Below are 26,994 nucleotides of genomic sequence, written 5' to 3' on the forward strand. Positions count from 1 at the left end.
CCTATCCTCTAGCCTCCACAGCATTTTTTGCGGCGGCTTGTTCAGCTAATTTCTTAGAGCGACCACGACCACGACCAATCACACGCTGGTCGGCAGACACCTCCACTTCAAAGGTCTTATCATGGGCAGGACCTGATTCAGCCACTACCTGATAAGCAATAGCAATCTCACCATTGACCTGCAGAATTTCCTGCAAGGCGGTCTTGTAGTCAGTCACGCGCTCGAAGTTCCCTTTTTCCAAGCGAGGAATCATGACCTTATGGATAAATTCCTCCACGGTCTTTTCCCCCTTGTCCAATAGCAGAGCTCCTAAGAAAGCCTCGAAAGCATCTCCTAAAATGGTATCGCGATTGCGTCCCCCAGACTTCTCTTCCCCCTTACCAAGACGAAGAAAACGATCGAAACCACAGGCACGTGAAAATCCTGCCAAAGACTCCTCACGAACAAAGGTCGAACGCAACTTAGACATTTCCCCCTCTGGTCTGTCAGGATATTTTTGATAGAGATACTTAGAAATCATCAACTGGAGAACAGCGTCTCCTAAAAATTCCAAGCGTTCATTATGTGAAATTTTTAGAAGGCGATGCTCATTGGCATAAGAGGTATGGGTAAAGGCCGTTTCCAACAAATTCAAATCCGAAAAATCAATCCCAAAATCAGCCAAAAGTTTTGTATGTAAAGATTTCATCATCTAACTCCTTTCTAAAGAGTAATCGTTACAAAATAGAAGTTTCAAATTCACTTCATCCTATCATTATACCACATTTTCCACTGGACTTCTCCTGTCAGCTTAGCTTTCTACAAGTACAAACGTCCTATTTTTGCAAACATTTACATATCCATCCTTTTTCGATAGAATGGAAGAAAAAAGAAGGGAGTTAGCATGCAACATAATCCAAAACCACTCAACACCTCACTACTCTCCCTCCTACAATTTATGGGAGCCATTCTAGTCATTGCCCTCCATTGCCGTAGACTATTTGAAGCAGACCAGCTCCACTTCATCCAAAAATCCATCTTTAGTCGCATGGTCGTCCCCTACTTCATGGTCACCGCCAGCTTCTTCCTCCGACGCAACTACCCCAGTCTCTCCAAACAATACCTGATCCGCTACAGCAAACAATACCTGACCTGGTCCGCCCTCTACCTGCCCTTCTACCTCTTCTACCTAACTCTTCAAGAAATCCCCTTCCCCTACTACCCACTCGCCCTCCTAGTCGGACTGACCTACACCGGAACCAGCTACCAACTCTGGTACATGCTCGCCTTCTTGCTTGGCCTTGTCCTCGTCCATTTTTCCTTGGAGAAATGGGGCTGGCGCATCACAGCTTGTCTCGCCTGCCTTCTCTATCTTCTAGGCTCAGTCGAAACCTACTCCTCCTACCTGGCAGAATCGATTTTCCTGACCGCATTTGACAGCTACAAAACCATCTTTTTCACCAGCCGCAACGGCCTCTTCTACGCACCGATTTTTGTCCTGACAGGCTTTTACCTAGCCGACAAACTCAATCACCCCATTTTCCAACACCAACAAAAAACCAAACTACTTGTCTGCATAGCTCTTTTAACTTTTGAGGCTACAATCATCTATCTCAATCAGGGCTACGACAAGAACTTTCTATTTAGCCTAATTCCATTCACAGCCTATCTAGTCGCTTGGACCCTAACCACCGACCTCTTCCGCCAGAAAAAATTCCAATTTCTAAAGGAATATGCCAGTTACTATTATTTTATCCATGTTATCCCAGTCGAAGTCAGCTTTTTCTTCCTAGAAAATCATTCCCTGACCATAATACAGAAAGGTTGGCTAGTCTTCTTTATCACCATCATCACTTGCCAACTGCTCAGCTGGTTAATCATTAAGCACAAAAGAACCTTGTAAGATCTCACTTACAAGGCTTTTTTTACAAATCAAAATCCTCTTTCAACTTATCAATCACCTGTAGGAGCAGGTCGCGATTGACACTGTATTTGACATTCTTGTCTTTGGCATTAAAGAGAAGCAAGTCACCGTTAATCAACTTTTGGGTGTGGAAAGACACTGCCGCCCCTGTAATAGCCAGGCGTTCTGCAATGTCCTTGCTCTTGGCATGGGGCTTGGTCAGTTCCACCAAGACCTGGTAACGCGTGCTATCACTAATGACTTTAAGAGCCCTTGTCAAATCATCCAGATCCAGCTCCTCATTTGACAGCATCATCTGATCAATTCGACAGGAAGCTAAAAGAGCGACTTTCATATAGTCAAATTGTTCATTGCCATAATAAGCAAACCAATAATTCCAGGGACTGAGAACGAAGAATTGAGCATTTTCAACACCCAGAGTATCTAAGCTGGTCATGGCTAACTGCTTGGATTCTCTGTAGAGTTTTTCAATGTCAAAATCTCTAGCAAATTCTTCCCTCTCGGTCCTTGCCCCTTCAAAATATGGCTGATAGATTGGGAGTAGCTTGTTCAGGAGATGGACAGACCGCTCAACTGTTTCTAAAGGATTGCGGATAGCCAGTGACCAGTACCACTTATCTGCCGGCTTTTTATCCGTTTTTTCCAAAAGTTCCATGAGGCTGAGGGTCTTCTCACGATGTCCGTCATTTTCAGACGCTAGCATGGTCCGCATGGCATCTTCTACTTCTTCTTGAGACAGCTTTAAAATCAATTGACAAGCTTCCTCAACTGTCTTTGGATCCTGCCCATCATTCAAGAGATAGAAATAAAGACTATGCAAAATGTTAAAAATATGTCCCCAGACAAAGACTTGATTGACTTCCTGACGAAAATCTGCCAACTTTTCTTCAATATCATCACGAATGTCCAAGGCATCTTTGAGAATGTCTTTTTCTTTCTGTGAAAAATCCGCCTCAATCGGTTCCTCACGTTCTCTAACAATTAAAGGAATAAAGAATTTTTCGACAATTTCGCTTCTATAATCTCGGTAATCTAATTTCATACGCATACTTTCTAAGCTTGAACTACTTCGTTATTTGATTTACGACCTGTAAGAATAGTATAGCTTACTAGTCCCACAGAAAGCAAGAGAAAGATGAGGGAAATACTTGTCGCAGAAAGCACCGTCACCATAAGGGCTACCAAGGCTTGACCACCTACCATACCAATCTGGCAGAAACTGTCAATCCCACCACCGACAGTCGCCAATTTATCTTCTGGCAATTCATTCATAACAAGGGCACTCATTTTTGGATTGAAAATTCCCAAAGTAACTGCCGTTACAAAGATAACTGCCAGTACCACATAGATGTTGTGAAGAAAGAAACCTGAGAAAAGTAAAACAGGCATCAATGTAGAGAACTTGAGGAGGTTTATTAGACTGACATTTTTAAAGAATGCCATACCCAGACTAGAGCCCAAGATACTACCGACTGAGAAGAGAATAGAAACCAAAGCCACCGTCGTGCCTGCATTGACAATCACAAAGTCTGAGAACTCCTTCATATTGAGAATAACTAATGGTGACAGTGCGGTAAAAATGGCATTCAAGCTAGCAATGGTAATAATTGACGCTTTGAGAACTGGAATATTCTGAACAGCTTGGTAGGATTCCTTGAGACTGTTACGCATGCCCTTGATAATACCTGCTTCTGTTTCCACTTGCTCAGCTTGCTGGATAGGATTTTCCTTCAGTAGTTTGGCAAGAGCTGGACGGAGGGTTGCCATGATGGCAAGACTGACCAAGAAGGTTCCTGCATTGAAGAAGGCGAGATTCTGGTAAGACATAAAGCCGATGAGAATGGCACCGCTAGCTTGGAAGGCGATTTGCAAAAGTGATCTCACTGTCATCTTGAAGGCCATTGCGGTTTCGCGGTCTTCCGCTGCCACAACCCGCAAGCTGACTGGCATATAAAGCCCATTTTCGTATTGACCAGCCAAGTCTGATAGGAAATTGATGACGCAGACCACCGCTACAACCCAGAGGGCTGGTGCAAATCCCATCAAGAAGCCAACAAAGGCATAGAGAACGACACGAACCAGCAGGGTTGCAAGAATGGTATCCAATTTATTTTTGGTCTTGTCTGCCCAAATCCCGATAAAGAGGCCAGCCAAAATCGGCAAGGTTTCAGATGCGGTAATCATAGCCAAGGCAAACTTGGTATCTGGTAAGAGTAAAACATAGTTCATCAAGGCTAGATAGTAAAGTGTGTCACCAAAGTTGGAAATCAAATCCGCTACAAAGCTGGATAGAAATAATTTATTGTTGACTAGTTTTTTCATAAACATCTCCTTAAACAGATATTAAATATTTGTTTAATATTATTTTACACTTTATTTTAATAAAGTCAACACTTAATTTTATAAAAATTAAATATTTTTTAAGCGATTGTTTAATTTTTTTGATTTTCTATCCATTCTTGACAAAACAAAAACAGTCTGGTATAGTATTGTTCGGGCACCTCTTTTGAGAGGTCGGAGAAAAGGCTCCCTAGTTTTAGGGGGCATTTTTTGTTTTTCCCGAAATTTAATACATCATCGGAGGACTTATTGGATGAAAAAAATCGCATTTGATTCAACTAAATACTTGAATTTGCAACGTGATCACATTTTAGAGCGTATTGCCCAGTTTGAAGGCAAGCTCTACATGGAATTTGGTGGAAAAATGCTGGAAGACTTCCACGCAGCCCGTGTTTTGCCTGGCTATGAACCAGATAATAAAATCAAACTCCTCCAAGAGTTGAAAGACCAAGTAGAAATCGTCATCGCCATCAACGCCAGCAATATCGAACATTCTAAGGCACGTGGTGACCTAGGGATTTCTTACGACCAAGAAGTCTTCCGCTTGATTGACACCTTCAATGATATTGATATCTATGTTGGTTCTGTGGTCATTACCCAATACCGCAACCAACCAGCAGCAGATGCCTTCCGCAAACAGTTGGAAAAACATGGCATCAAATCCTATCTCCACTACCCAATCAAGGGCTATCCTTCTGATATCGACCACATCATTTCACCAGAAGGCATGGGCAAAAACGACTACATTGAAACCAGTCGCAACCTCGTCGTTGTCACCGCACCTGGACCTGGTTCAGGTAAATTGGCGACCTGTATCTCCCAGCTCTACCATGACCAGTTAAATGGCGTAACATCAGGCTATGCCAAGTTTGAAACCTTCCCAGTGTGGAACTTACCACTCCACCACCCAGTCAACTTGGCCTATGAAGCAGCAACTGCCGACCTGGACGACCTCAACATGATTGACCCCTTCCACCTGCAAACTTACGGCAAAACTGCGGTCAACTACAACCGTGATATTGAGGTCTTCCCTGTCCTCAACCGTACCTTTGAACGTATTTTGAACAAATCCCCTTATGCTTCACCAACTGACATGGGGGTCAACATGGTGGGCTATTCTATCGTAGATGAAGAAGCTGCTATCGAGGCTTCCAAGCAAGAAATCATCCGTCGCTACTACCAAACCTTGGTTGATTTCAAGGCAGAGCGGGTGGGCGAGCAAGCAGTTAAAAAGATTGAGCTCCTCATGAACGAGGTAGGCGTGACACCTGCTGACCGTAAGGTTGTTATCGCTGCGCGCGAAAAAGCAGAGCTAACTTCAAGCCCTGCCCTTGCTATTCAGTTGCCAAATGGTGAGATTGTCACAGGTAAGACCTCTGACCTCCTCAAACCAACTGCAACTGTTCTTCTCAATGCTATCAAGCAAATCGCACAAATCGATGATGAAACTCTTCTCATCGAGCCAAATTATATCCGTCCAATTCAAGAATTGAAGGCAGATTATTTGGATAAAAACAATACACGACTCGATGCCAGCGAAATCCTAAACACCCTTGCCATCACTGCACAAGATAGCCCTGTTGCTGCGCAAGCTATGAAGGAATTGGGACAATTAAACGGCAGCGAAGCCCACTCGACCGTTATCCTATCTGACGAAGACAAGAGTGTTCTACGCAAATTAGGTATCAATTTAACCTTTGATCCTATCTATCAGCACAATAAGTTTTATCAGAAGAACTAAAGACAAAAATAGACTTGCCCCGGCAAGTCTATTTTTGTAATAGAAAAAACAAGGATATTTCTACCCTTGTTTTCTCATTTTATCTATTAGTTGAAATCAACATACTCTTTTTGAAGTTCAAGAACTTCTTCAGCCGTTGCACATTCTGTCAAGGCACGCTGAGCATACTCTTCCATCTTAGCTGTGTCAAGTGTCTTCATGAGGCTACGTGTACGAAGTACAGAAGTTGCGCTCATAGAGAACTCATCCAAGCCCATTCCGACAAGAAGTGGAACAGCTTGTTGGTCACCAGCCATCTCTCCACACATACCAGCCCATTTGCCTTCTGCGTGTGCAGCCTTGATAACGTTGTTAATCAAGCGAAGGATAGATGGGTTGTAAGGTTGGTAGAGGTATGAAACTTGTTCGTTCATACGGTCTGCTGCCATTGTGTACTGGATAAGGTCGTTTGTACCAATTGAGAAGAAGTCAACTTCTTTAGCAAATTGGTCAGCGATCATTGCTGCTGCAGGGATTTCAATCATGATACCCACTTGGATATCATCTGCAACTGCTACACCTTCAGCCAACAAGTTCGCTTTTTCTTCTTCAAGGATTGCTTTTGCTGCACGGAATTCTGTCAACAAGGCAACCATCGGGAACATGATACGAAGTTTACCATGTACTGATGAACGAAGAAGGGCACGCAACTGCGTACGGAACATTTGGTTACCAGTCTCAGAGATAGAGATACGTAGGGCACGGAAACCAAGGAATGGGTTCATTTCATGTGGAAGATCGAAGTAAGGAAGTTCCTTATCACCACCGATATCCATAGTACGAACCACAACTGGCTTACCATTCATACCTTCAAGAACAGCCTTATAAGCTTCGTATTGCTCGTCTTCAGTTGGGAAGTCTTGTGAGTCCATGTACAAGAACTCTGTACGGTAAAGACCAACAGCTTCTGCACCGTTATCATTTACACCTTCAACGTCTTTTGGTGTACCGATGTTAGCTGCCAATTCGAAGTGTTTGCCGTCAGCTGTCACTGTTTGAGCATCTTTCAAGAGTGCCCACTCAGCTTTTTGTTTAGCATAGGCTTCGCCAGCTGCCTTAAATTCTGCAATCACTTCTTCAGATGGGTTGATAACAACTTCACCAGTGATACCGTTAACAGCGAGGACATCGCCATCTTTTACGATTTCAGTAATATTATTTGTACCCAATACAGCTGCAATCTCAAGTGTACGAGCCATGATAGCTGAGTGGCTTGTACGTCCACCGATGTTTGTTACAAAAGCTTTAACAAACTGTTTGTTCAATTGCGCTGTATCAGATGGTGTCAAGTCGTGTGCAATAACGATAGACTCTTCATCAATTGTCGCTGGGTTTGGCAAACGAACACCCAGCAAGTGTGCTAGGACACGTTTAGCAACGTCGCGGATGTCTGCTGCACGCTCTTGCATGTATGGATTATCTTCCATACCTTCAAAGATAGCGATGAACATATCCGTTACTTCTTTCAAACCTGTTTCAGCATTTGTTTTCTTAGCACGGATAGTTTCCTTAATCTGACCAATCATTTCTGGGTCAGCAAGAACCATCAAGTGTGCATCAAATACAGCTGCGGCTTCTTCACCAAGGCTAGCTACTGCGTTCTCACGAATAACAGAAAGCTCGTTCTGTGATGCTTCAAGAGCTGCATCCAAACGAGCTTCTTCTGCATTTGTATCTTCAACTGCAACAGTTTCGAAGGACAAATCTGGCTGAACGAGTAGATATGCCTTAGCAACGGCAACACCATCAGATGCTGCAATTCCTTTAAGCATTTCTGTCATCTTCTTATGCCAATCCTTCTTTTTCCATTGTTTCAGTGATAGCTGCGATTGCATCGTCAGCATCAGCACCTTCAGCAGAGATTGTTACATCAGCGCCTTGACCAACACCAAGACTCATAACACCCATGATAGATTTAAGGTTAACTGATTTTTCTTTGTAGTTCAACGTGATGTCTGAAGCGAATTTGCTAGCAGTTTGAACAAGCAAAGTTGCTGGACGTGCGTGGATACCTGTTTCTGCCACGATGTGGAAGTCTTTTGAAGCCATAGTTGGATTCTCCTTTATTTTTACAAAATTTTGAGTTATTTTTGATAACCCTTACAAAAAGCATTATATCACTTTTTGAAATCATTTTCAAGAATTTTTTGCGTTTCTTTCAGTAAAACTATTTTTTATGAGATTATAAAAGTTCTGAAAACATCTTGAAAGCTTGGTTTCAAAGGATTTGCGCCGTTTACACAAGATATGGTGTTTATTCGTTTTTTGTCATACTATATTTTGTGATAGTTATGGACTTCCTTCTTGACTTTGCCCCAAAAATCTTGTATGCTAGTCTGGTATATTTATTTTAAAAAGGAGAAATTGAATGGTTACCATCTATTCAAAAAATAATTGTGTTCAATGTAAAATGAGTAAAAAATTTCTTGATGAGCACAATGTGGTCTACAAAGAAATCAATCTAGACGAGCAACCTGAATTTATCGAACATGTTAAAAACCTTGGTTTCTCAGCAGCGCCAGTTATTGAAACTGAAAATGAAGTTTTCTCTGGTTTCCAACCAACAAAATTGAAAGCCTTGGTATAAACTATACCAAGTTACCCCTAGTATAGAAAGAGATCGCGATTATGAGTTTGAAAGAATTAGGCGATGTGTCCTACTTCCGTTTAAATAACGAAATCAACCGTCCAGTCAATGGACAAATTCCTCTCCACAAGGATCAGGAAGCAGTTAAAGCTTTCTTTAATGAAAATGTCCTTCCAAATACTAAGCAATTTGATAGCATTTTAGACAAGATTGCTTATTTAGTAGAAGAAAATTATCTTGAAAAAGAATTTTTGGACCAGTATAGCCCAGAATTTATCATTAAAATCCATCAATTTTTACAGGACCAAAACTTCCGCTTCAAGTCCTTCATGGCAGCCTACAAGTTCTACAATCAGTATGCCCTTAAAACCAACGACGGTGCCTACTACTTGGAGAGCATGGAAGATCGTGTTCTCTTCAACGCCTTGTATTTTGCAGAGGGCAATGAAGAATTGGCCTTGAATTTGGCCAACGAAATGATCCATTTGCGTTATCAGCCAGCTACTCCTTCCTTCCTCAACGCAGGTCGTGCTCGTCGTGGTGAGTTGGTGTCCTGTTTCCTCATCCAAGTCACAGACGACATGAACTCTATTGGACGTTCTATCAACTCTGCTCTGCAATTGTCCCGTATCGGTGGTGGCGTCGGCATCTCCCTCAGCAACTTGCGTGAGGCAGGCGCACCAATCAAGGGCTACGAGGGAGCTGCTTCTGGTGTCGTTCCTGTCATGAAACTCTTTGAGGACAGCTTCTCCTACTCTAACCAACTTGGGCAACGCCAAGGAGCTGGGGTTGTTTACCTAGATGTTTTCCACCCAGACATTGTCGCCTTTCTTTCGACTAAGAAGGAAAATGCCGATGAGAAAGTGCGCGTGAAGACCTTGTCGTTGGGTATCACTGTTCCTGATAAGTTCTACGAATTGGCTCGTAAAAATGAAGATATGTACCTCTTCAGCCCATACTCTGTGGAATTAGAGTACGGTGTGCCTTACAGCTACCTTGATATTACTGAAAAGTACGATGAGTTAGTAGCAAACCCACGTATCCGTAAAACAAAAATCAAGGCACGTGACCTAGAAACTGAGATTTCTAAACTTCAACAAGAGTCTGGCTATCCTTACGTTATCAACATCGACACTGCCAACCGTAGCAATCCTGTTGACGGTAAGATTATCATGTCCAACCTCTGTTCAGAAATTCTTCAAGTTCAGACGCCAAGTGTTATCAATGACAAGCAAGAATTTTTAACATTGGGTACAGATGTGTCATGTAACCTTGGTTCGACCAACATCGTCAACCTCATGAAGTCGCCTGACTTTGGACTTTCTGTCCGTACCATGACACGTGCTCTTACTTACGTGACTGACCATTCGCACATTTCTGCGGTGCCGTCTATCGAGGCTGGAAATGAACGTGCGCATTCTATCGGACTTGGTGCCATGGGACTTCACTCATACTTGGCACAAAACTTGATCGATTACGGATCAAAAACAGCTGTGGAATTTACCAATATCTACTTCATGCTCCTTAACTACTGGACCTTGGTAGAATCAAACAATATTGCCCGTGAACGCAAGGCGACCTTCCACAACTATGACAAATCAAAATACGCAGACGGTACATATTTTGATAAATATGTGACTGGTGACTACCAACCGCAATCTGGCCGTGTGAAAGAGCTTTTCGAAGGCATCTTTATTCCAAGCGGACAAGATTGGGCTGACCTCCGTGAGAAAGTCATGGCAGATGGTCTTTACCACCAAAACCGCCTGGCTGTTGCACCAAACGGTTCTATCAGCTACATCAACGATGTTTCTGCTTCTATTCATCCAATTACCCAACGGATTGAAGAACGCCAAGAGAAAAAAATCGGTAAAATCTACTATCCAGCAGCAGGTTTGGCAACAGAAACCATTCCATTCTACAAGTCTGCCTATGACATGGATATGCGCAAGGTCATCGATGTCTACGCTGCTGCAACGGAGCACGTTGACCAAGGGTTGTCCCTCACTCTTTTCCTACGCAGTGAATTGCCAAAAGCCCTTTACGAATGGAAAAAAGAGAACAAACAAACCACTCGTGACCTCTCTATCCTCCGTAACTACGCCTTCAACAAGGGTATCAAGTCTATCTACTACATCCGTACCTTTACCGATGACGGCGAAGAAGTCGGCGCAAACCAATGTGAAAGTTGTGTGATTTAAGACACTAACATTCATTGATGCTAAAGCATCTAATGAATGAACGGTACTGACTATTTGGTCAGTACCTAAGTAGCTTACTACCTCGAAAAGTCGTTATTATCGAACGACTTTTCTCAGGTCGTAACTTTCACAAGTTTAGCTGTTGGCAAGCCAACTAGCTAAGCTACGCCAACTGCTATGAGCGGATTGGCTAGCTACCTTACTAACTTCGAAACTGAAGAAATATCGTCTTCAGTTTCTACGTGTCGTAAGATGTGAGGGCGTCAAAAGGACACAGCAAAAATAGGAAATACCGCAGAGATGTCTTGCATCTCAAAGGGATTTATCTTTTTTGCCAAGTCCTTAGCCCGAACTCGATTTCAAGACACTAACATTCATTGATGCTAAAGCATCTAATGAATGAACGGTACTGACTATTTGGTCAGTACCTAAGTGGCTTACTACCTCGAAAAGTCGTTAAGTTCGAACGACTTTTCTCAGGTCGTAACTTTCACAAGCTTAGCTGTTGGCAAGCCAACTACCTAATCTACGCCAACCGCTATGAGCGGATTGGCTAGCTTACTAGACCGGAAAGATTGAGACATTCACAAACCAATCTAATGAACGTCCTTTGGGCGTTTTTTAGCAGAAAATATGTTACAATAGTATAGATATTTCTAGAAAAGAAAGAGAAAACTATGGAAACCTACTACAAAGCCATAAACTGGAACGCCATTGAGGATGTAATTGACAAGTCCACTTGGGAAAAGTTGACTGAGCAATTCTGGCTTGATACGCGTATCCCCCTATCAAACGACTTGGATGACTGGCGTAAACTGACTGCTGAAGAAAAAGACCTGGTTGGTAAGGTCTTCGGTGGATTGACCCTCTTGGATACCCTGCAGTCTGAAACAGGGGTCCAAGCCCTGCGCAACGATATTCGGACACCACACGAAGAAGCTGTTTACAACAACATTCAGTTCATGGAGTCTGTTCACGCTAAGTCTTACTCTTCTATCTTCTCAACCTTGAACACCAAGTCTGAGATTGAAGACATCTTTGAATGGACCAACAGCAACGAATACTTGCAACGCAAGGCAAAGATCATCAACGAAATCTACGAAACAGGTACACCACTTGAAAAGAAAGTAGCCAGCGTTTTCCTAGAAACCTTCCTCTTCTACTCTGGTTTCTTCACGCCACTCTACTATCTTGGTAACAACAAGCTAGCGAACGTTGCTGAAATCATCAAGCTGATTATCCGTGACGAGTCTGTGCACGGTACCTACATCGGCTACAAGTTCCAACTTGGTTTCAATGAATTGTCCGAGGAAGAACAAGATAAGCTTCGCGACTGGATGTACGACCTGCTCTACCAACTCTACGAAAACGAAGAAGGCTACACACGCTCCCTCTACGATGCAGTTGGATGGACTGAGGAAGTCTTGACTTTCCTTCGTTACAATGCCAACAAGGCCCTCATGAACTTGGGACAGGACCCACTCTTCCCTGATTCAGCAGATGATGTCAACCCAATCATCATGAACGGTATTTCAACTGGTACATCTAACCACGACTTCTTCTCCCAAGTCGGTAACGGCTATCTTCTTGGTGAAGTGGAAGCTATGCAGGATGATGATTACCTCTACGGTTTATAATCAAAAAAAGCAGTTCATCTGAGCTGCTTTCTTTTTATGCTAAAAATAATATCATCAAATAAGAAATGCCGTTGTTAAGCATATGTAGAGCCATTGGGTAACGAATGTCTTGCTTCACCAAATAGAGCCAGGCAAAAGTTATCCCCATTGTAAAGTAAATCAAAAATTGCGGTAGGGTTGCTGGACCATGCACAAAACTAAAGAGGGTTCCTGAAACTAGACCATAGAGCACCACAGATTTGACATCCGATAATTTAGGGAAGAAATAGGTTGCCATGAAACCACGGAAAATCAATTCTTCAAAGATACCTGCAAAAATGACTACCAGGAAAAAGGAGTGAATAGGTGCAGACTGGATAAAGGCAACTGCATTCTTCTGATTGTCCGATTCAGGAACTGGTACTAGAAACTGGAGAATGAAGAATGCAAGATAGGCTAGTAACGGATAGGCCATATGCTTCAGCCAAGGCTTATCTAGCGTCAGCTGCATTGTTTGTCTTGGATACAAGACTTTCCAAAGAAGGTAGGAAAAACCAATTAACAAGGGCAGACCCACAATCAGTCCAAACCAATACAAACCCTCTGCAGCACTAGCTGGAATACCCTCTACCTGCTCAGTAGCCCATGGTAACTGGAGGAACTGGGCACCGAATTGATAGGCAATGTAATAGGCTAATAATAAACCAGAATGTTTTAAAAATTTCTTCATGATGTATTCCTCCTTATTCTAAAACAGTCACATCAACAATATTATCGACCCGAACCAATTTGGTTTCCATCTCTCCTGTCGCTAATTCACGGGAAATTTTAACCCAATCCTCATCCACAGCTAAAATGCTGTATTCGTAAATGGTCATAAATTCCTCATCGAAACGGATTTTGGCTTTACTTCCGACCAATTCTTTTAATAAAACAGACATCTGATTTTCTCCTTTTAGACCTTTTTGTAGTTTGTTCACCTTGCTTTGCACTGCTTCACCTTTTTCCTATCTGACAGGTAAGTGAACAATAAATAAGCAAAGGCTATCCATAAAAATAGTTCCATTTTTACCTCCTAAATCAAACCCAGGCTTTTCATGACTAGCATGAGCAAAAATCCGAGAAGATTATTGAGACTGTGTAAGATGAGTGCATTGGAATAGTTACCTGAAATACGATAGACTAGACCTAAAACCAGACCCATACCTCCGTAGATAACCCAAGAACCGATATTGGTCGGACTATGTACAAGACCAAATAGAAAGCTAGACAGAAGCAGACCGACCACCGACTGCCTACCGAAGACCTTGCCCATCAGAATACCACGACAAATCAATTCCTCCAGAACTGGGGCAAAAAGTACCGCAAAGAGAAACAGGAGCACGGTCGGCATATCAGAGTTGTTGATCATTTCTTGGTTGGATGGTATTTTGCTATACCCTTCTTCCAGCGCAATCAGTTGCCCACCAATCATTTTCAGACCAAACATAACGATAAAAGCAAGGGTGACAAAGCCAATATTCGTGAAAACTCCCCACTTCTGCTCACTTTTCCATAAGCCTAATTTGCCCGTCACTATAAGTCCAAGCACCACAGCAACCAACAAGATAGCTACAGCAAGCAGTAGATTATTCCCATCAAAATTTGGTAAGGAGAAAATCGCCATCTGGGTCAATCCATTCAGTACAACGACAACCAATCCCACTAAGAGAAATTTCCAGTTTTTTACCACATTCCAATCTTTGACATTTCCAAGTCTATTCATAGCAATCTCCTTTATATCACTCAATTAGTTCTTAGCACCTCTTTTGATCAATAGCAGAGCTGGCAAGCCCAAAACCATCGGCAGAAGGATATTCAGATTTGACAAATCAATCTGCCCAGTAGCCAGCCATTCTCCGAAAACATAGCCAACTGCGTACAAGCCAAGACCGATAAATGAAGCAAGATAAATTTTCTTAAAGACTTTCATTGTTGATACCTCCATTTACATTAAATGAATGTGATTTTCTTACGATTGGCAAAGTAGAAACTAACAAATCCTACTAAGGTCAGAAGAACAACTGTCATGGGAGTGACAAACTGGAAATACTCTGCTGCAGATGTTCCACTTTCCTGTGGAATTTGTAACTGCCAGAGGCCAATACTAACCAGCAAACTCAAAACGGCAATCTGTAGGGTTTGATACAGAGTTCGTTTCATCATTTTCTTCCGAGCCAATTTCACATCAGCCTTGGCAACAAACAATTTATCCAAGCCCAGCCGTTTAATAGTGGCCTCTTGCTTGACCTGAGAATAAACAAGTGTCAAGAAGAGGCTGATCCCCATAACATCTTCTCCCAGCGCAAAGCTAACTAGGAAGCTCAGCAGTGTTACTGTCATAAAGAGCATATACATATTGTTGCCGAAATTGGTCAAGGCCGCATAAGACATCTCGTCTAACTCACCAACGATATCATAGAAATAACGAATTGCTCGAATGTGTAGATTTTCCTTTTTCATAGCTATCACCTCAAAATCTTTCAAAAATTCTTATTTAAAATAACGACGGATCATGCGAACCTGCATGACATTGATGTAAATGTGAAGAAAGGCAACAACTAGAAAGGCTGTAATTTGTCGTTCCTGCAATAGCATACTGAGTACAAATAGGAATAGATACAAACCTGGTAACACAATTTGGTTCAAGGTAAAAACGATTTGGAAACTCATTTCGTAGTTTGCTTGTTTCTCACCTTCGTCCATTGCCTCCATAAAATCCTTCATTTCTTTTACAGTAGCAAAAGCAGACAACTTATAATCACGAATTTTCTCTGTTAATTTAATAATAAACACTTGAGTGATTAGAAGTACGATAAAGAAGATCAAGTCAAAAATTGACCCGTACATAACCGCACTCTCTTCTAAGAAGGTAACTCCAAATCCTAGAACTAAATTTAATAGAGTCAATGATACGGCAACATTGAATGATATGGTCGCATATTCTAGGTTACGATACATTTTTTTATACAGTTCATCAAAGTGTTCTTCATCCTCATCTGAAATAGAATGGTAAAGATGATATTTTTGATTAGCTTTAATACCAAAATATATGGTTCCGGCAAAAATTACAAAAGTAATGATACGCAAACAAAACAAGAAGTTATCTAAAGTAACAAAAGACGGTAATCCAAACTTAGAAATCAATACTCCAAAAAAGCCACAAAATGCGCCAAAGATAGCTCCTGAAAGTAAATAGATAAGATTCCTCACCCATCTTTGTTTTGTCGTTAATTGTTTCCCCTGTTTCATTCTTCTACCTCCACTAATTGAAAAACATTCTCTACATTTTCGTTAAAAATCTGTGCAATTCGCATGGCAATGACCACCGAAGGCGTGTATTCCCCACGCTCAATCAAGCTAATGGTCTGCCGTGATACTTCTGCTAATTTTGCCAACTCAGTCTGGTTGAGGCTATCCCGTGCCCGCAACTCCTTGAGCCGATTTTTTAAGACATATTCCATGTTGTTTCCTTTCTAGGCTTGGTAGATAATCAAGCCTGTTTCTGTGTCTTCGACAGCTATATTCCCCTTAGCAAACTTAACCAATAAAAGATAGGTATAGTAGAAATCACCTGCACAAGCAGCCGCATGCATGGTAGCTACCATCAGATAAAGAGATACGTCCATTCCCCCTAAGCTCGCTAGTATTGTCAAGCCTAGACTAATCACGACAAAGGGAGCCAGGGAAATTACCAACATTTGCATCCGATTGTAGAGGGAACCTGGACTGGTAGCATAGGCCATACCGGACTTCCATTTTATCCCGTATTTGACAGGATTTTCAGGACAAAAAACCTTGAAGAAGATACCGTGAATCGCTTCATGCACAACTATCAAAAGAGGAAATAGAACCATTCCTATCCATAACTCTGGTAAGGTAAGTGTCAAATTTTGTTCTACATTAGCCAACAAGGAAAAGGCTAACTTACCGAATAGAAGAGCAAATGGGAAAATTAGAACAGTCGAAAGAATATTCAATCCCCACACAAACTTCTTATTTTCCATGATATTGACTTCATATAATTTCTTTTTCACTTCCATTTTTCTACTCCTTCATTTTCCTACAAGCTAGACTAAACTATATAGTCCTAGAGCAACTCCAATCAATAATCCGACAATACAGGTTCCTGCAATCATAATCGCTGCCATATCTGCTGAAATTCTACGTTTCATAAAGTTTCTCCTATCTTTTCCTAGCTTTTGTCACTATTTCTTGGGATTAACATGTTTTAAATAGAGCAAAAGTGTCGCCATCAATGGTGGAATTAAATAACTCTCTTCGTTCAAACTAAGGTCAAATCCTAGTAAGGCTAGAACTTTGAAGACCAGAATATTTATCAAAAGGAGTGCGAAAAACAATAGGACTACTTTCATTCCATTTTTAACTGTCTTGTTCATTTTTCTTCTCCTTTTCTCTGCTGAGAGTGACTTCTAAAAGAAGGAGAGAATTCATCATCATCAAGAGTATCATGGTATCTATCTCCCGACCAAATACGATGTTTTTAACTAAACTATAAATCAAATATAGTGCAACTAGAACCTGCACTCCTCGCACAACGCTTGTTCCTGTAATCAAAATTCCTTTTTTATTGTTATTGTTTTTCATAACTTTCCACCACTTACTCTCGACTAATTTTAATCTTCTTCCTTCTGCTCTTTTCTGCCAGCTAGTTTCCACAAGCGCTCATCTGTCACTGCGATAGTGCAAATGGCAAGAACGACATGGGTATTATCCAACTGCTGCCACTTCATGATGTCAGCCAGCAGGACAAAAACTAGATAGATGATTGCCAGTACTTGTACAAAACGTGTGATGTCACTATTGTTTATCTTTTTCATATTTATTTCCTACTTTCTGTTTATTTACCTGATGAATTCGTTTTCATCTCTTTATCTTGATATCATTGTAACATTTCCTTTTCTTTTTGACAAGTATCTTTGTCAAAAAAATAATAATTTTTGTCAAAAAGTTTATGAATGTTGTCAAAATGACTAGAATAGCATACAAAAAACTCCTTCATCCAAAGGATAAAAGAGTTTCATTTGTTAAATTACAAGTTTTCAGCCACACTGTTTAAGAGGTTTTGGATAGCAGAGGCATCGCTACCACCTGCCATGGCCATATCTGGCTTACCACCACCACGACCTGCTACGATTGGCGCAAGAACTTTGATGAGGTTTCCTGCATGGACATCGCTTGACTTGCTTGCCACAAGGACATTGACCTTGTCGCCGATGGCTGCAACCAACACCAAGACATCAGAGTAGTCTTTCTGCTTCCAGTTGTCAGCGAAGGTACGGAGGGCGCCTGCATCTGAAACTTGGACCTGGCTAGCAATGTAGCGAACACCGTTTGCCTCTTTAACATCTTTGAAGACATCACCAGCAGCTGCTGCCGCTGCTTTTTCTTTCAGACTAGCGTTTTCTTTTTGCAAATCGCGGAGCTCCGCAGCCAGTGCCTCCACTTTTGTCGGCACTTGGTCGATTTGTGGCACTTTAAGGGTCTGCGCAACAGCTTTGAGAGCATCCTCGCGGTCACGAAGAGCTAGGAAAGCTTCCTTGCCTGTCACCGCTAAAATACGGCGAGTTCCTGAACCGATTCCCTCTTCTTTGACAATCTTGAAAAGACCGATTTCAGCAGTATTGCCAACGTGGGTACCACCACAAAGCTCGATAGAATAGTCACCGATTGTAACCACACGGACCACTTTGCCATACTTCTCACCAAAGAGGGCCATAGCACCCATTTCTTTAGCCGTATCAACATCCGTTTCAACTGTGACAATATCCAAGGCTTCCCAGATTTTTTCATTGACTTCATTTTCAATACGACGAAGTTCATCAGCAGTCACCGCTTCAAAGTGTGTGAAGTCAAAGCGGAGGAAGCCTTCCTCGTTCAAGGAACCAGCCTGGGTTGCATGCTCGCCGATGACATGGTGAAGGGCAGCATGGAGCAAGTGAGTTGCCGTGTGGTTTTTCTCAACGCCACGACGACGGTTTGTGTCGATTTCAAGTGTGTAGGTTTGACCTAGTGAAATGCTGGCAGAGAGTTCTACGGTGTGCAATGGCTGACCATTCGGTGCTTTCTGCACATCCACAACTGTTGCAACGACATCACCTGAAGCATTTTTAATCACACCTCGGTCGGCAACCTGACCACCCATTTCAGCGTAGAATGGTGTTTGGTCAAAGACAAGAAGGGCTTGACCTTCTGACACAGCTTCTGTCCGCTCATTGTCCACGATAATCACTGCCAATTTGGCATCTAGGCTATTTTGTCCATAGACAAAGGTTGAACTTTCGGTAATACCTGCCAGGGTTTCATTTTGCATTCCCATTGAACCACCCTTGACAACAGCTGCACGCGCACGGTCCTGCTGTTCCTTCATGGCAGCCTTGAAGCCTTCGTGGTCAATCTTGTAGCCTGCATCTTCAGCCAATTCCTCGGTCAATTCCACAGGGAAACCATAGGTATCGTAGAGTTTGAAGATGTCCTTACCTTCAAGAGTGTCCTTACCAGCTGCTTTCAAGTCAGCCAAAAGATCATCCAGGTGACCGCTACCAGCATCAATGGTGCGAGCAAAGGTTTCTTCCTCACGCTTGACGATTTTTTCGATGAATTCGCGTTTTTCAAGGACTTCTGGGTAATAGCTTTCCATGATGTTGCCAACTGTTTCCACCAATTTGTAGAGGAATGGTTCTGTGATACCCAAGCGACGACCGTGCATAACCGCACGACGAAGCAAGCGACGAAGGACATAACCACGGCCTTCATTTCCTGGAAGAGCACCATCACCGATAGCAAATGAAAGAGCACGGATGTGGTCTGCGATAACCTTGCAGCTCATATTGTCGCCATCTTGGTCATAAGTTTTGCCAGAAATCTTCTCTACCTCGCGAATAATTGGCAAGAAGAGGTCGGTTTCAAAGTTAGTCTTAGCCCCCTGGAAAATAGCTGCCAAACGCTCCAAACCTGCACCCGTATCAATGTTTTTGTTTGGCAATTCCTTATACTCAGAACGCGGAACAGCTGGGTCTGCGTTGAATTGTGACAATACGATATTCCAAATCTCGATGTAACGATCGTTTTCAATATCTTCTTCCAAAAGACGAATACCAATGTTTTCAGGGTCAAAGTCAGTACCACGGTCAAAGAAAATCTCCGTATCTGGACCTGAAGGACCTGCACCGATTTCCCAGAAGTTATCTTCAAGTGGAATGAGATGGCTTGGCTCAACACCAAGAGCAATCCAGCGATTGTAAGAATCCACATCATCTGGATAGTAGGTCATGTAGAGCTTGTCTTTTGGAAAGGCAAACCATTCTGGGCTGGTCAAGAGCTCAAAGCCCCACTCAATCGCTTCATCACGGAAGTAATCACCAATCGAGAAGTTACCAAGCATTTCAAACATGGTGTGGTGGCGAGCTGTCTTACCAACGTTTTCAATATCGTTGGTACGGATTGATTTTTGTGCGTTTGTAATCCGTGGATTGTCAGGAATGACAGAGCCATCGAAATATTTTTTAAGCGTTGCCACACCAGAGTTGATCCACAAGAGAGTTGGATCGTTAACAGGGACAAGATTTGCGGAAGGCTCAACAGAGTGACCCTTTGATTTCCAGAAATCCAACCACATTTGGCGGATTTGTGCAGATGATAATTGTTTCATAATTAAGATACCAAGAGCGTTAAGAAAGCGAGAAGAAAATAGGAGACCAACGCTGTGTGCCAGCGCACTAGGCGGTCTATGATTTCTCGACGCTTTTAGCTCGGGTTCAATTTAACGAAACTGTTAAATTGAACATTTCCTTTCATATTTGATAATTTAGGGGAAAGTCCGTAGACCGAGTTTAACTAAGATACTTAGGGCGTTAAGCGGATACCGTCAAAATAGGAAACCTGACGAAGACGCTTGCGTCTAGGAAGCGTTTCTCTTTTTGACAAAGTCCCTAGCCCGAGTTCAGTTCAGAATAAACTCGATACCCTTTCCTTTCTTTTTTATTAGACGGGTTCAATTTAGCAAGCTAGCCAACTGAACCATTTTTTTAATTTTACGTTACACTTAACTGGATACGTCTTCCATCATTTCGACGTAGTCGATTGCGACCACTAGGGAAATGACCAAGTCTGCATAGTCATCCTCGACTACTGTTACGGAGTAACGAGAAGTCAGGTGAAAGAGTTCTTTGGAGATTTCAGCTACTAGCTGACCATCAGGTTTTTTCAATCGAAAATCCAAGTCCCAGATATTGCCTTCTAGGACCAAGCCTAGATTTTCCACGCTATAGCGGTCCTTGAAAAAGGTCCATTCCTTTTGCAAGTAGAAAGAATGTCCATCCGCCATATCAATGGTAAATTGGGGTAGGAAGGTCAAAAATTTCTTGGTAATCCGACAAACTTCTCCACCTCTGGCATTGGTCACCGTAAACCGCTTGGGAATTTCAAAGAAGGTGCCCTCTACCTGATAAGCAAGCTGTCCATGACTATCATGAATATCAAATTTTTCACCACCCAAAACAAAACGTTGTTTGACCTGAAATTGTTTCATGACTCCCTCCAAAAAATGACAAGAAACCAAACGAAGGGCGAAAAACCGCGGTACCACCTTCATTCAATGACTTGTCATTCTCATTTCATATTCAATGATGTATTCCATTAAGTAGCAAAATACTCGGCTTAGATGGCTCGCAGCAACCGCCAATTTTCTGGACTAAGGGATCGAGTATTTATTCTTAATAGTTTTGGTCCTTATTGACCTGAAGAGCTTGATGACTCTGTAGTTGATGAGCTTTCGCTTGTAGTGCTTTCTGACGTTGAAGAGCTGCTATCTTCTGTTGTCACGTATTGTGAAAGAAGGTTTTGGAAGGCAGGATCTTTAATCTTAACATTAGCTTTAGATAGGGCATCTTTCAAGACAGTTGCTACCAAGGTTGGATCGTTTTGTTTTTGAGTTAAAATGATTTCCTTAAGCTTATCCTTGTAATCTTCCCAGTTAGCTGATTTTTCAGTCTTAGCTTCTAGTTTAATAACGTAGTAACTTGGTGCAAAAGTCGACTGATCTGTCACGGCAACAACGGAGGCACCTACTTGGCCAGGATTTAAAGCAAAGATCGCAGATTGAAGTTCCAATGGAACGGTTGTTGAGGTAGAATCAAACTTGATTTCCCCACCATTTTCCTTGGTTGCAGTATCTGTTGAATTATCCTTAGCCAACTGAGCGAAGTCAGCACCTTCAGCCTGAGCAGCTGCCAATACTTCCGTAGCTTTTGTCTCATCATCAAGTTTAATGATACGGGCAGTCACTTCCGGAGTGTAGGCATCATAAGCAGCTTTGTAGTTTTCATCAGTCAACTCTTTTTCAGCGGCTTGCTTGACAGCATATTCTACCAATTTGTTGGTACGGATTTGTTCTTTGTAGCTTTCAGTAGTCATACCTGCTGAAGCAAGTGCTGTCGCAAATGAATCACCATATTGAGCAGCCATTGTGTCATAGGCTTCATTCACTTCTGCATCTGTTACTTTATCACCATATTGCTCTTCAAAGACATGACCAATAACCATTGAAAGCAAGACTTGTTGAGCGCTAGCATTCGTCTTCACTTTCTCATAGAATTCAGATACAGAGATCGTGTTACCTTTCATGGTGATAATATCTTTGTCAGCTGTACTTGAACATGCTGCAAGTGTCACTGCCGCAAGGAGGGTCACTGCACCTGCAAGAATTTTTTTTGTTTTCTTCATTTAGAAAATCTCTCCTTTTCTTCATTAACCCTTTCATTATACCATAAATTCTTAAAAAGGGCTTAATTTTCTTCAAGCTTTAGGTCAACATTGGCCACATTTTTTCGCAACATGAGTAGGCCATCGCTCATGGAAATCAAACTGGCTGTTAAATCAGGATTATCTAGGGTCGCATCAAATAAACGTTGCAAGCCACGATAGATGGTCCGCTGGCCACGACGAACTTCCATGATATCTTTGGCAATATCCCCCCCTTGGAAAATATCATCCAAAATAATTAAGCCTCCAACTTTTACTTTTTTGAGAACTTCTGGAAGAAATACAATGTATTTTGACTTAGCCGAGTCCATAAAAACAAAGTCATAGCTATCATCAGGCAGATCCGGCAGTAAATCCATCGCCTCACCTTCTAACAATTCAATTTGCTTGCGACTATCGAACTTGGCAAAGTTTTCCTTGGCAAAACCAATCATTTCTTCATTGCGGTCGATGGTGGTAATCTGCGAATGCGGACTATTCTCGGCCATCAAAAGAGCAGAAAATCCAATAGCCGTTCCGATTTCCAAAATACGCTCTGGCTGTAGAGTTTGCATGAGCAAACGGAAATAAGCTACTGTTTCATGAGGGATGATGGGAATATTTTCCTGACGGGCAAAGTCCTCTAATTCCTTTAAAAATCCAGTATTTTGCGCCTGACGTGTTCGCATAAAGTCCACAATTTCTTCCTTGACAACAGGACGGCGCATATTGTGGTTTGCGTTTTTAGAATATGATTCAACCATAGGGACAATTATAACACAAGTCACCAACAATTTCTTCTCAATAGTCTTTTAGTTTACTTTTAGTACTAGCTTCAAAGGTTCGGGGAGCCTTTGAAGGTTGGAGATGAAACAAACGAAGTTTGTGTCAACAGCCGTAGGCATAACTCAATGCTTTCTTATTTCTAGGTGACCAGCTGATGTACTTCGCTTTTTTGTTTTCAAGCTCAGGTACGAATAGTCCACCGGACTATTCGTATCCCCCAGACTGTTTCAATCAGGCAAGGCGAGTTCAAATACTCCTGTGGAGTGTTTGAAGTTGGAAATAGGGAAACGAAGTTTCCTCGTACGTCGAAGTAATAAAAGAAAAACTAAATGACGATACATACTAAAAGACAGGGATTTCTCCTCTGCCTTTCACTTACATATTTTTGGCATAGTCCAGGCGATAACCTAGATTAGCAAAGAGATTCTGTACTCGTTTTATGGTGGCTACTTTACCGAATAAGAGATGGTACTGGTCGGCATTCATCTCTACAGCAGCCAAACAAAACTGTTCACTAGCATATTTTTCATCAATAATCGCAGCCCAGTCTGGTACATTGCCAGTTTCCTCCAAGCCAGCCGAATCTAGTTTTAACAAAATCCCTGCATTTCGTACAGGCTGTAGGCAATCAAAAGCCGCGATAAAATCAAATAAGCGATCCTTGCGTGGTCGAACACAAACGTACCGATTATGCTCCAGTAAAGCTAGTAGAATAAGCAACAAATTGTCCTTTTCTACTTCTCCCACACGATCTAAGAAGGCATCAAATGCCTCTGGTGATAAAATACCTTCTAGCAAGTCTAAAATGTGATTGGGATCACTTGCAAAGACGCTCTCTTTTAATTGGATAAATATATCTCGGTTGCCCTCAGATAGTAGGTCAGCAATCTCAAAAATATCCTGTAAATTTTCTTCTGTCAGCATACTTCCTCCGATTCATTTTTATTTTTTAACTTGGAAATTCCCACATAATATGAGGTTCAAGTGGACTGAGGAATTGATACACTTCATTGAAATCAGCTCCAGAAAGATTCTCAAGTTTCACCTCAGCCAAAAGGGTTCCTGTCCTTCCTACAATGCGTAGCCGTTTTGAATAATAATCACGGTAAATGCGGACAAGCTCATATTGAATTTTCCCAATTTCTGCTACAGGAATGGTTATTCTTTCTCCCAAAAGTTTGTTTTTATACTCTAAACACTGCTGATTAAGGACAAAGACCGATCCTTGTTTCCGCCACAAATAAGCATAGAAGGCAGAAGGAACAGCTAACAATAGGTAGCCCAATCCTGATAGAATAGCAGGTTCTGGCTTTAACATTAAGCCCATACCAATCATGATAAATACCATGCTAATAACAAGTGGTAATACAAAAGATCGTTTGTAGGAAATCATATTCGCACTCCTTTCTCAACAAGAGCTTCCAATACACAAGATTAGGGATAAATCCAGTTCATATCTGGAACCAAACTGCTAATATCGCGGTGAATACTATTGAAATCAGAATTTTCCAAGCTATTTAAATTGATTCTGTCCAAAATTGTATCATTAACATCTTTAAAATATAGGTACCTACTTGTAGAATAGCTCCCCGAATTCGAACGACGTTGATACCTCATACTGTATTCTATCGCTGCAATTTCGTTCCAGTAGAGACGATGTTCTTCACGAAACATACCAGCCTTAAATTCAATATACTCCTCAGTCATTACTATTGCAATAGGCTGGCGAGATTTCAGATAGTTACTGATAAGAGCTCCAATAACAAAAGCAGCGGTAATTCCCCAAATAGCTAATATAATGGGAGATATGAACTCATTATTTTGAGTCTGCACCGTCTCGGCTTGTCTTCTAATACTGGATTTCCTCTCCTCCATCCTCTCATTGACAGTATCGACAATCTCTTGTAAACGCTCCTGGTACTCTGCATCCGTTTCATTTTCCATTTTTGGAGAGATGATTCTTGCCCGGTCAAGCGTCATTGGTTCAGCATCGAGTATGTATTGCTCACGGGTAGTCGATAGGTCTGTAGAAGAAGAAGTACTACTCCTGCTTAAGTCCGGTTGTGTAAGAAACAAGAAGAAGATTGTTACAATAGTGGCTGATATCAATATCCAGATAATGGATGTTTGACCTTTTCTATATTCAATCCTATTCTTGATATTGCTCATTTATGAACCCCTTTTTCAACAAGAGCTTCCAATTCTTCCAAACGAGCCTCAAATACCTTGAAGGCATCGTTGAGGTAATCTTCCTTGGTCATGTCTACACCTGCTTTGGCAATGACATTGAGTGAATAATCTGAGCTACCTGCTTTCAAGTAGTTGAGATAGTTTTCTTTGTCTTCTGGACTACCATTGACAATCTTGTTTGCCAGAGCGGATGCTGCTGCAAATCCTGTCGCATATTGGTAGACATAGAAATTGTAATAGAAGTGTGGAATACGAGCCCACTCAAACTGGATTTCTGGGTTTTCTTCTGCCGAAAGACCGTAGTATTTCTCGTTAGTCTGACCGTACAATTCATTGAGGAAATCAGCCGTCAAGACTTGACCTTCTTGGTCTGCCTTGTAAATCGCTTGCTCAAACTCGGCAAATTGGGTCTGGCGGAAGACTGTACCACGGAAACCATCTAGGTAATGGTTGAGAATAGCAAAGCGTTCCTTGTCATCTTCTACTTCTGCCAAGAGTTTTTCTGTCAAAAGATTTTCATTGGTCGTTGAAGCAATTTCAGCCAAGAAGAGTGAATAATGGCCATAGACATAGGGTTGAGTCTTACGAGTCAACATAGAATGGAGAGAGTGGCCTGTTTCATGGATAAGAGTGTACATGTTATCCAAGTTATCCTGCCAGTTGAGAAGCATGAAGGCGTTGGTGTCATAGGCACCTCCTGAGTAGGCTCCTGAGCGTTTTCCTTCATTAACATGGACGTCAATCCAGCGGTTTTCGAAGGCTTCTTTTACAATAGCCGCATAATCCTCGCCGAAAATTTCCAAGGTTTCTTGGCATTTCTTGAGTGCATCTTCATAAGAAATCTTGGTACTGAAATCTGACAATGGTGTGTACATATCGTACATCTTCAAGTCATCAATACCCAAGAGTTTCTTACGCAAATTGATATAACGGTGCAAGAGCGGAAGGTGCTTGTTGACTGCCGCCACTAATGTATCGTAAACGGATTCTGGAATGAAATTAGCTGCAAGTGATGCGTGGCGGGCTGAATCGTACTTACGCAAACGAGCTTTCAGGTTATTTACCTTGACATTAGACTGAAGGGTCTTAGCGTAGGTATGCTGGAACTGCTCGTAGGTTCCGTACATGGCCTCATAGGCTTCTTGGCGGACGTCGCGGTTTTTAGACTCCATAAAGTGGATGTAGTTTCCGTGTGAAAGGGGCACCAAGTGACCGTCCTCATCAGCGATTTCTGGGAAACGCAGGCTAGCATTGTCTAAAACTGAGAAGGTTTCAGCTGGTGACTCAAAAATCTCGCTGGTCGCAGCAAGGACTTCTTCTACTTCCTGTGACAAGACATGGTCCTTAGCTGCCAAAAGCTTTTCAAACTGATGGCTGTACTGCACAAGAGCAGGTTCTTCTGCCTTAAAGGCCTCCAACTGCTCTTCAGTAATAGCCATAAATTCCGGCTCATAGAAGGCAAAAGCTTGTGAGAAGGATGAGTAAAGCCCCATAGCCTTAGCCTGAAATTCCTGGTACTTTCCTTCACGCGTGTCTTGGTCGTTTTTCATAGATGCATAGACATAAAGCTTTTCAATGCGGCGCATAAGACCAAGTTGCGTTTCGCTGATTGTCAAAAGGCTCTTCGCTGAGTCGAGCAAATGACCTGCAAATTCTTTTGTTTTTTCAGTTTCAGCTTGTAAATCTGCAAGTTCTGCTTCCCAGGCTTCATCTGTTGGGAAAATAGTGGTCAAATCCCACTGGTATTTTTCTTCAATTTCGTAACGTTGTTTAGACATATTCAAATCCTC

Annotated in this window: 29 protein-coding genes; 5 read left to right on the forward strand and 24 right to left on the reverse strand. The window is 42.0% G+C overall.

Annotated elements, in window-relative coordinates:
- Position 1 precedes the first annotated feature (1 nt).
- The gene (rnc, locus tag C1G57_RS00680) at positions 2 to 688 is read right to left on the reverse strand and encodes a ribonuclease III (RefSeq protein WP_105113312.1); all 687 of its coding nucleotides are present in this window, start codon (positions 686 to 688) and stop codon (positions 2 to 4) included.
- Positions 689 to 883: 195 nt separating this feature from the next.
- On the opposite strand from rnc, the gene C1G57_RS00685 reads away from it, so the two are divergent.
- Entirely contained in the window at positions 884 to 1,882 is a 999-nt protein-coding gene (locus C1G57_RS00685) for an acyltransferase family protein (protein ID WP_105113313.1), read from the forward strand.
- A 22-nt stretch (positions 1,883 to 1,904) separates the two neighbouring features.
- On the opposite strand, the gene C1G57_RS00690 is transcribed toward C1G57_RS00685, so the two are convergent.
- Both C1G57_RS00690 and C1G57_RS00695 read right to left on the reverse strand, forming a co-directional pair.
- On the reverse strand, positions 1,905 to 2,945 hold the full coding sequence (locus C1G57_RS00690) for an ArsR/SmtB family transcription factor (protein ID WP_105113314.1): 1,041 nt from the start codon (positions 2,943 to 2,945) through the stop codon (positions 1,905 to 1,907).
- 11 nt (positions 2,946 to 2,956) lie between these two features.
- Positions 2,957 to 4,225, reverse strand: a complete 1,269-nt coding sequence (locus tag C1G57_RS00695; protein WP_105113315.1) for an MFS transporter — start codon at positions 4,223 to 4,225, stop codon at positions 2,957 to 2,959.
- Positions 4,226 to 4,496: 271 nt separating this feature from the next.
- On the opposite strand from C1G57_RS00695, the gene C1G57_RS00700 reads away from it, so the two are divergent.
- Entirely contained in the window at positions 4,497 to 5,984 is a 1,488-nt protein-coding gene (locus tag C1G57_RS00700) for a DUF1846 domain-containing protein (RefSeq protein WP_105113316.1), read from the forward strand.
- An 86-nt stretch (positions 5,985 to 6,070) separates the two neighbouring features.
- Here C1G57_RS00700 and ptsP read toward each other — a convergent pair whose 3' ends face one another.
- Positions 6,071 to 7,804 carry a phosphoenolpyruvate--protein phosphotransferase gene (gene ptsP / locus C1G57_RS00705; protein ID WP_105113317.1) on the reverse strand — a complete coding sequence of 578 codons (1,734 nt, stop codon included), beginning with the start codon at positions 7,802 to 7,804 and terminating at the stop codon, positions 6,071 to 6,073.
- 4 nt (positions 7,805 to 7,808) lie between these two features.
- Positions 7,809 to 8,072: a phosphocarrier protein HPr gene (locus C1G57_RS00710; protein WP_002936050.1), complete on the reverse strand. Its 264-nt coding sequence runs from the start codon at positions 8,070 to 8,072 to the stop codon at positions 7,809 to 7,811.
- A gap of 319 nt (positions 8,073 to 8,391) precedes the next feature.
- Between C1G57_RS00710 and nrdH the strand changes: the two genes are divergently transcribed.
- From nrdH to nrdF, 3 genes are all read left to right on the forward strand, one after another.
- A complete protein-coding gene (gene nrdH, locus C1G57_RS00715; RefSeq protein ID WP_105113318.1) occupies positions 8,392 to 8,610 on the forward strand; it encodes a glutaredoxin-like protein NrdH in 219 nt (72 codons plus the stop codon).
- Between the two features lie 41 nt (positions 8,611 to 8,651).
- Entirely contained in the window at positions 8,652 to 10,811 is a 2,160-nt protein-coding gene (gene nrdE / locus C1G57_RS00720; protein WP_105113319.1) for a class 1b ribonucleoside-diphosphate reductase subunit alpha, read from the forward strand.
- Between the two features lie 677 nt (positions 10,812 to 11,488).
- Positions 11,489 to 12,448, forward strand: coding sequence for a class 1b ribonucleoside-diphosphate reductase subunit beta (gene nrdF, locus C1G57_RS00725; RefSeq protein ID WP_004299066.1), 960 nt, complete (start codon positions 11,489 to 11,491; stop codon positions 12,446 to 12,448).
- A gap of 34 nt (positions 12,449 to 12,482) precedes the next feature.
- Here the strand turns inward: nrdF and C1G57_RS00730 are convergent, their stop codons facing one another.
- The 19 genes from C1G57_RS00730 to pepF all read right to left on the reverse strand — a co-directional run bounded on the left by C1G57_RS00730 (position 12,483) and on the right by pepF (position 26,982).
- A complete protein-coding gene (locus tag C1G57_RS00730; RefSeq protein ID WP_105113320.1) occupies positions 12,483 to 13,157 on the reverse strand; it encodes a CPBP family intramembrane glutamic endopeptidase in 675 nt (224 codons plus the stop codon).
- Between the two features lie 13 nt (positions 13,158 to 13,170).
- Positions 13,171 to 13,368 (reverse strand): aspartyl-tRNA synthetase, encoded by a 198-nt coding sequence (locus C1G57_RS11305; protein WP_238595310.1) that lies wholly within the window; start codon positions 13,366 to 13,368, stop codon positions 13,171 to 13,173.
- A 134-nt stretch (positions 13,369 to 13,502) separates the two neighbouring features.
- A complete protein-coding gene (locus C1G57_RS00740) occupies positions 13,503 to 14,192 on the reverse strand; it encodes a CPBP family intramembrane glutamic endopeptidase (protein WP_105113321.1) in 690 nt (229 codons plus the stop codon).
- A 24-nt stretch (positions 14,193 to 14,216) separates the two neighbouring features.
- The gene (locus C1G57_RS00745; protein WP_105113322.1) at positions 14,217 to 14,399 is read right to left on the reverse strand and encodes a hypothetical protein; all 183 of its coding nucleotides are present in this window, start codon (positions 14,397 to 14,399) and stop codon (positions 14,217 to 14,219) included.
- A 20-nt stretch (positions 14,400 to 14,419) separates the two neighbouring features.
- Positions 14,420 to 14,929 carry a DUF3278 domain-containing protein gene (locus C1G57_RS00750; RefSeq protein ID WP_105113323.1) on the reverse strand — a complete coding sequence of 170 codons (510 nt, stop codon included), beginning with the start codon at positions 14,927 to 14,929 and terminating at the stop codon, positions 14,420 to 14,422.
- A 30-nt stretch (positions 14,930 to 14,959) separates the two neighbouring features.
- Positions 14,960 to 15,718: a DUF3169 family protein gene (locus C1G57_RS00755; RefSeq protein ID WP_105113324.1), complete on the reverse strand. Its 759-nt coding sequence runs from the start codon at positions 15,716 to 15,718 to the stop codon at positions 14,960 to 14,962.
- Positions 15,715 to 15,930 carry a helix-turn-helix transcriptional regulator gene (locus tag C1G57_RS00760; RefSeq protein ID WP_004299042.1) on the reverse strand — a complete coding sequence of 72 codons (216 nt, stop codon included), beginning with the start codon at positions 15,928 to 15,930 and terminating at the stop codon, positions 15,715 to 15,717. The genes C1G57_RS00755 and C1G57_RS00760 overlap by 4 nt, the downstream gene beginning before the upstream one ends.
- 12 nt (positions 15,931 to 15,942) lie before the next feature.
- Positions 15,943 to 16,509 carry a DUF3267 domain-containing protein gene (locus C1G57_RS00765; RefSeq protein WP_105113325.1) on the reverse strand — a complete coding sequence of 189 codons (567 nt, stop codon included), beginning with the start codon at positions 16,507 to 16,509 and terminating at the stop codon, positions 15,943 to 15,945.
- A 165-nt stretch (positions 16,510 to 16,674) separates the two neighbouring features.
- Entirely contained in the window at positions 16,675 to 16,866 is a 192-nt protein-coding gene (locus C1G57_RS00770) for a hypothetical protein (protein WP_105113326.1), read from the reverse strand.
- A complete protein-coding gene (locus tag C1G57_RS00775) occupies positions 16,850 to 17,074 on the reverse strand; it encodes a hypothetical protein (RefSeq protein ID WP_105107547.1) in 225 nt (74 codons plus the stop codon). The genes C1G57_RS00770 and C1G57_RS00775 overlap by 17 nt, the downstream gene beginning before the upstream one ends.
- A 29-nt stretch (positions 17,075 to 17,103) precedes the next feature.
- A complete protein-coding gene (locus tag C1G57_RS00780) occupies positions 17,104 to 17,307 on the reverse strand; it encodes a hypothetical protein (protein WP_105113327.1) in 204 nt (67 codons plus the stop codon).
- A gap of 212 nt (positions 17,308 to 17,519) precedes the next feature.
- Positions 17,520 to 20,138 carry an alanine--tRNA ligase gene (gene alaS, locus C1G57_RS00785; RefSeq protein WP_105113328.1) on the reverse strand — a complete coding sequence of 873 codons (2,619 nt, stop codon included), beginning with the start codon at positions 20,136 to 20,138 and terminating at the stop codon, positions 17,520 to 17,522.
- 393 nt (positions 20,139 to 20,531) lie between these two features.
- Positions 20,532 to 21,080: an LURP-one-related family protein gene (locus C1G57_RS00790; RefSeq protein WP_105113329.1), complete on the reverse strand. Its 549-nt coding sequence runs from the start codon at positions 21,078 to 21,080 to the stop codon at positions 20,532 to 20,534.
- Positions 21,081 to 21,217: 137 nt separating this feature from the next.
- Positions 21,218 to 22,210, reverse strand: coding sequence for a peptidylprolyl isomerase PrsA (gene prsA, locus C1G57_RS00795; protein WP_105113330.1), 993 nt, complete (start codon positions 22,208 to 22,210; stop codon positions 21,218 to 21,220).
- Positions 22,211 to 22,272: 62 nt separating this feature from the next.
- Positions 22,273 to 22,992, reverse strand: a complete 720-nt coding sequence (locus tag C1G57_RS00800; RefSeq protein ID WP_105113331.1) for an O-methyltransferase — start codon at positions 22,990 to 22,992, stop codon at positions 22,273 to 22,275.
- Positions 22,993 to 23,389: 397 nt separating this feature from the next.
- Positions 23,390 to 23,938: a DUF6630 family protein gene (locus C1G57_RS00810; protein ID WP_105113332.1), complete on the reverse strand. Its 549-nt coding sequence runs from the start codon at positions 23,936 to 23,938 to the stop codon at positions 23,390 to 23,392.
- Positions 23,939 to 23,963: 25 nt separating this feature from the next.
- On the reverse strand, positions 23,964 to 24,407 hold the full coding sequence (locus C1G57_RS00815; RefSeq protein ID WP_105113333.1) for a hypothetical protein: 444 nt from the start codon (positions 24,405 to 24,407) through the stop codon (positions 23,964 to 23,966).
- A 41-nt stretch (positions 24,408 to 24,448) separates the two neighbouring features.
- Positions 24,449 to 25,183, reverse strand: coding sequence for a hypothetical protein (locus C1G57_RS00820; protein ID WP_105113334.1), 735 nt, complete (start codon positions 25,181 to 25,183; stop codon positions 24,449 to 24,451).
- A complete protein-coding gene (pepF, locus tag C1G57_RS00825; protein ID WP_105113335.1) occupies positions 25,180 to 26,982 on the reverse strand; it encodes an oligoendopeptidase F in 1,803 nt (600 codons plus the stop codon). Before pepF ends, C1G57_RS00820 begins: the two co-directional genes overlap by 4 nt.
- Positions 26,983 to 26,994: the final 12 nt, after the last annotated feature.

Source organism: Streptococcus suis (assembly GCF_002960425.1).
Taxonomy (GTDB): domain Bacteria; phylum Bacillota; class Bacilli; order Lactobacillales; family Streptococcaceae; genus Streptococcus; species Streptococcus suis_S.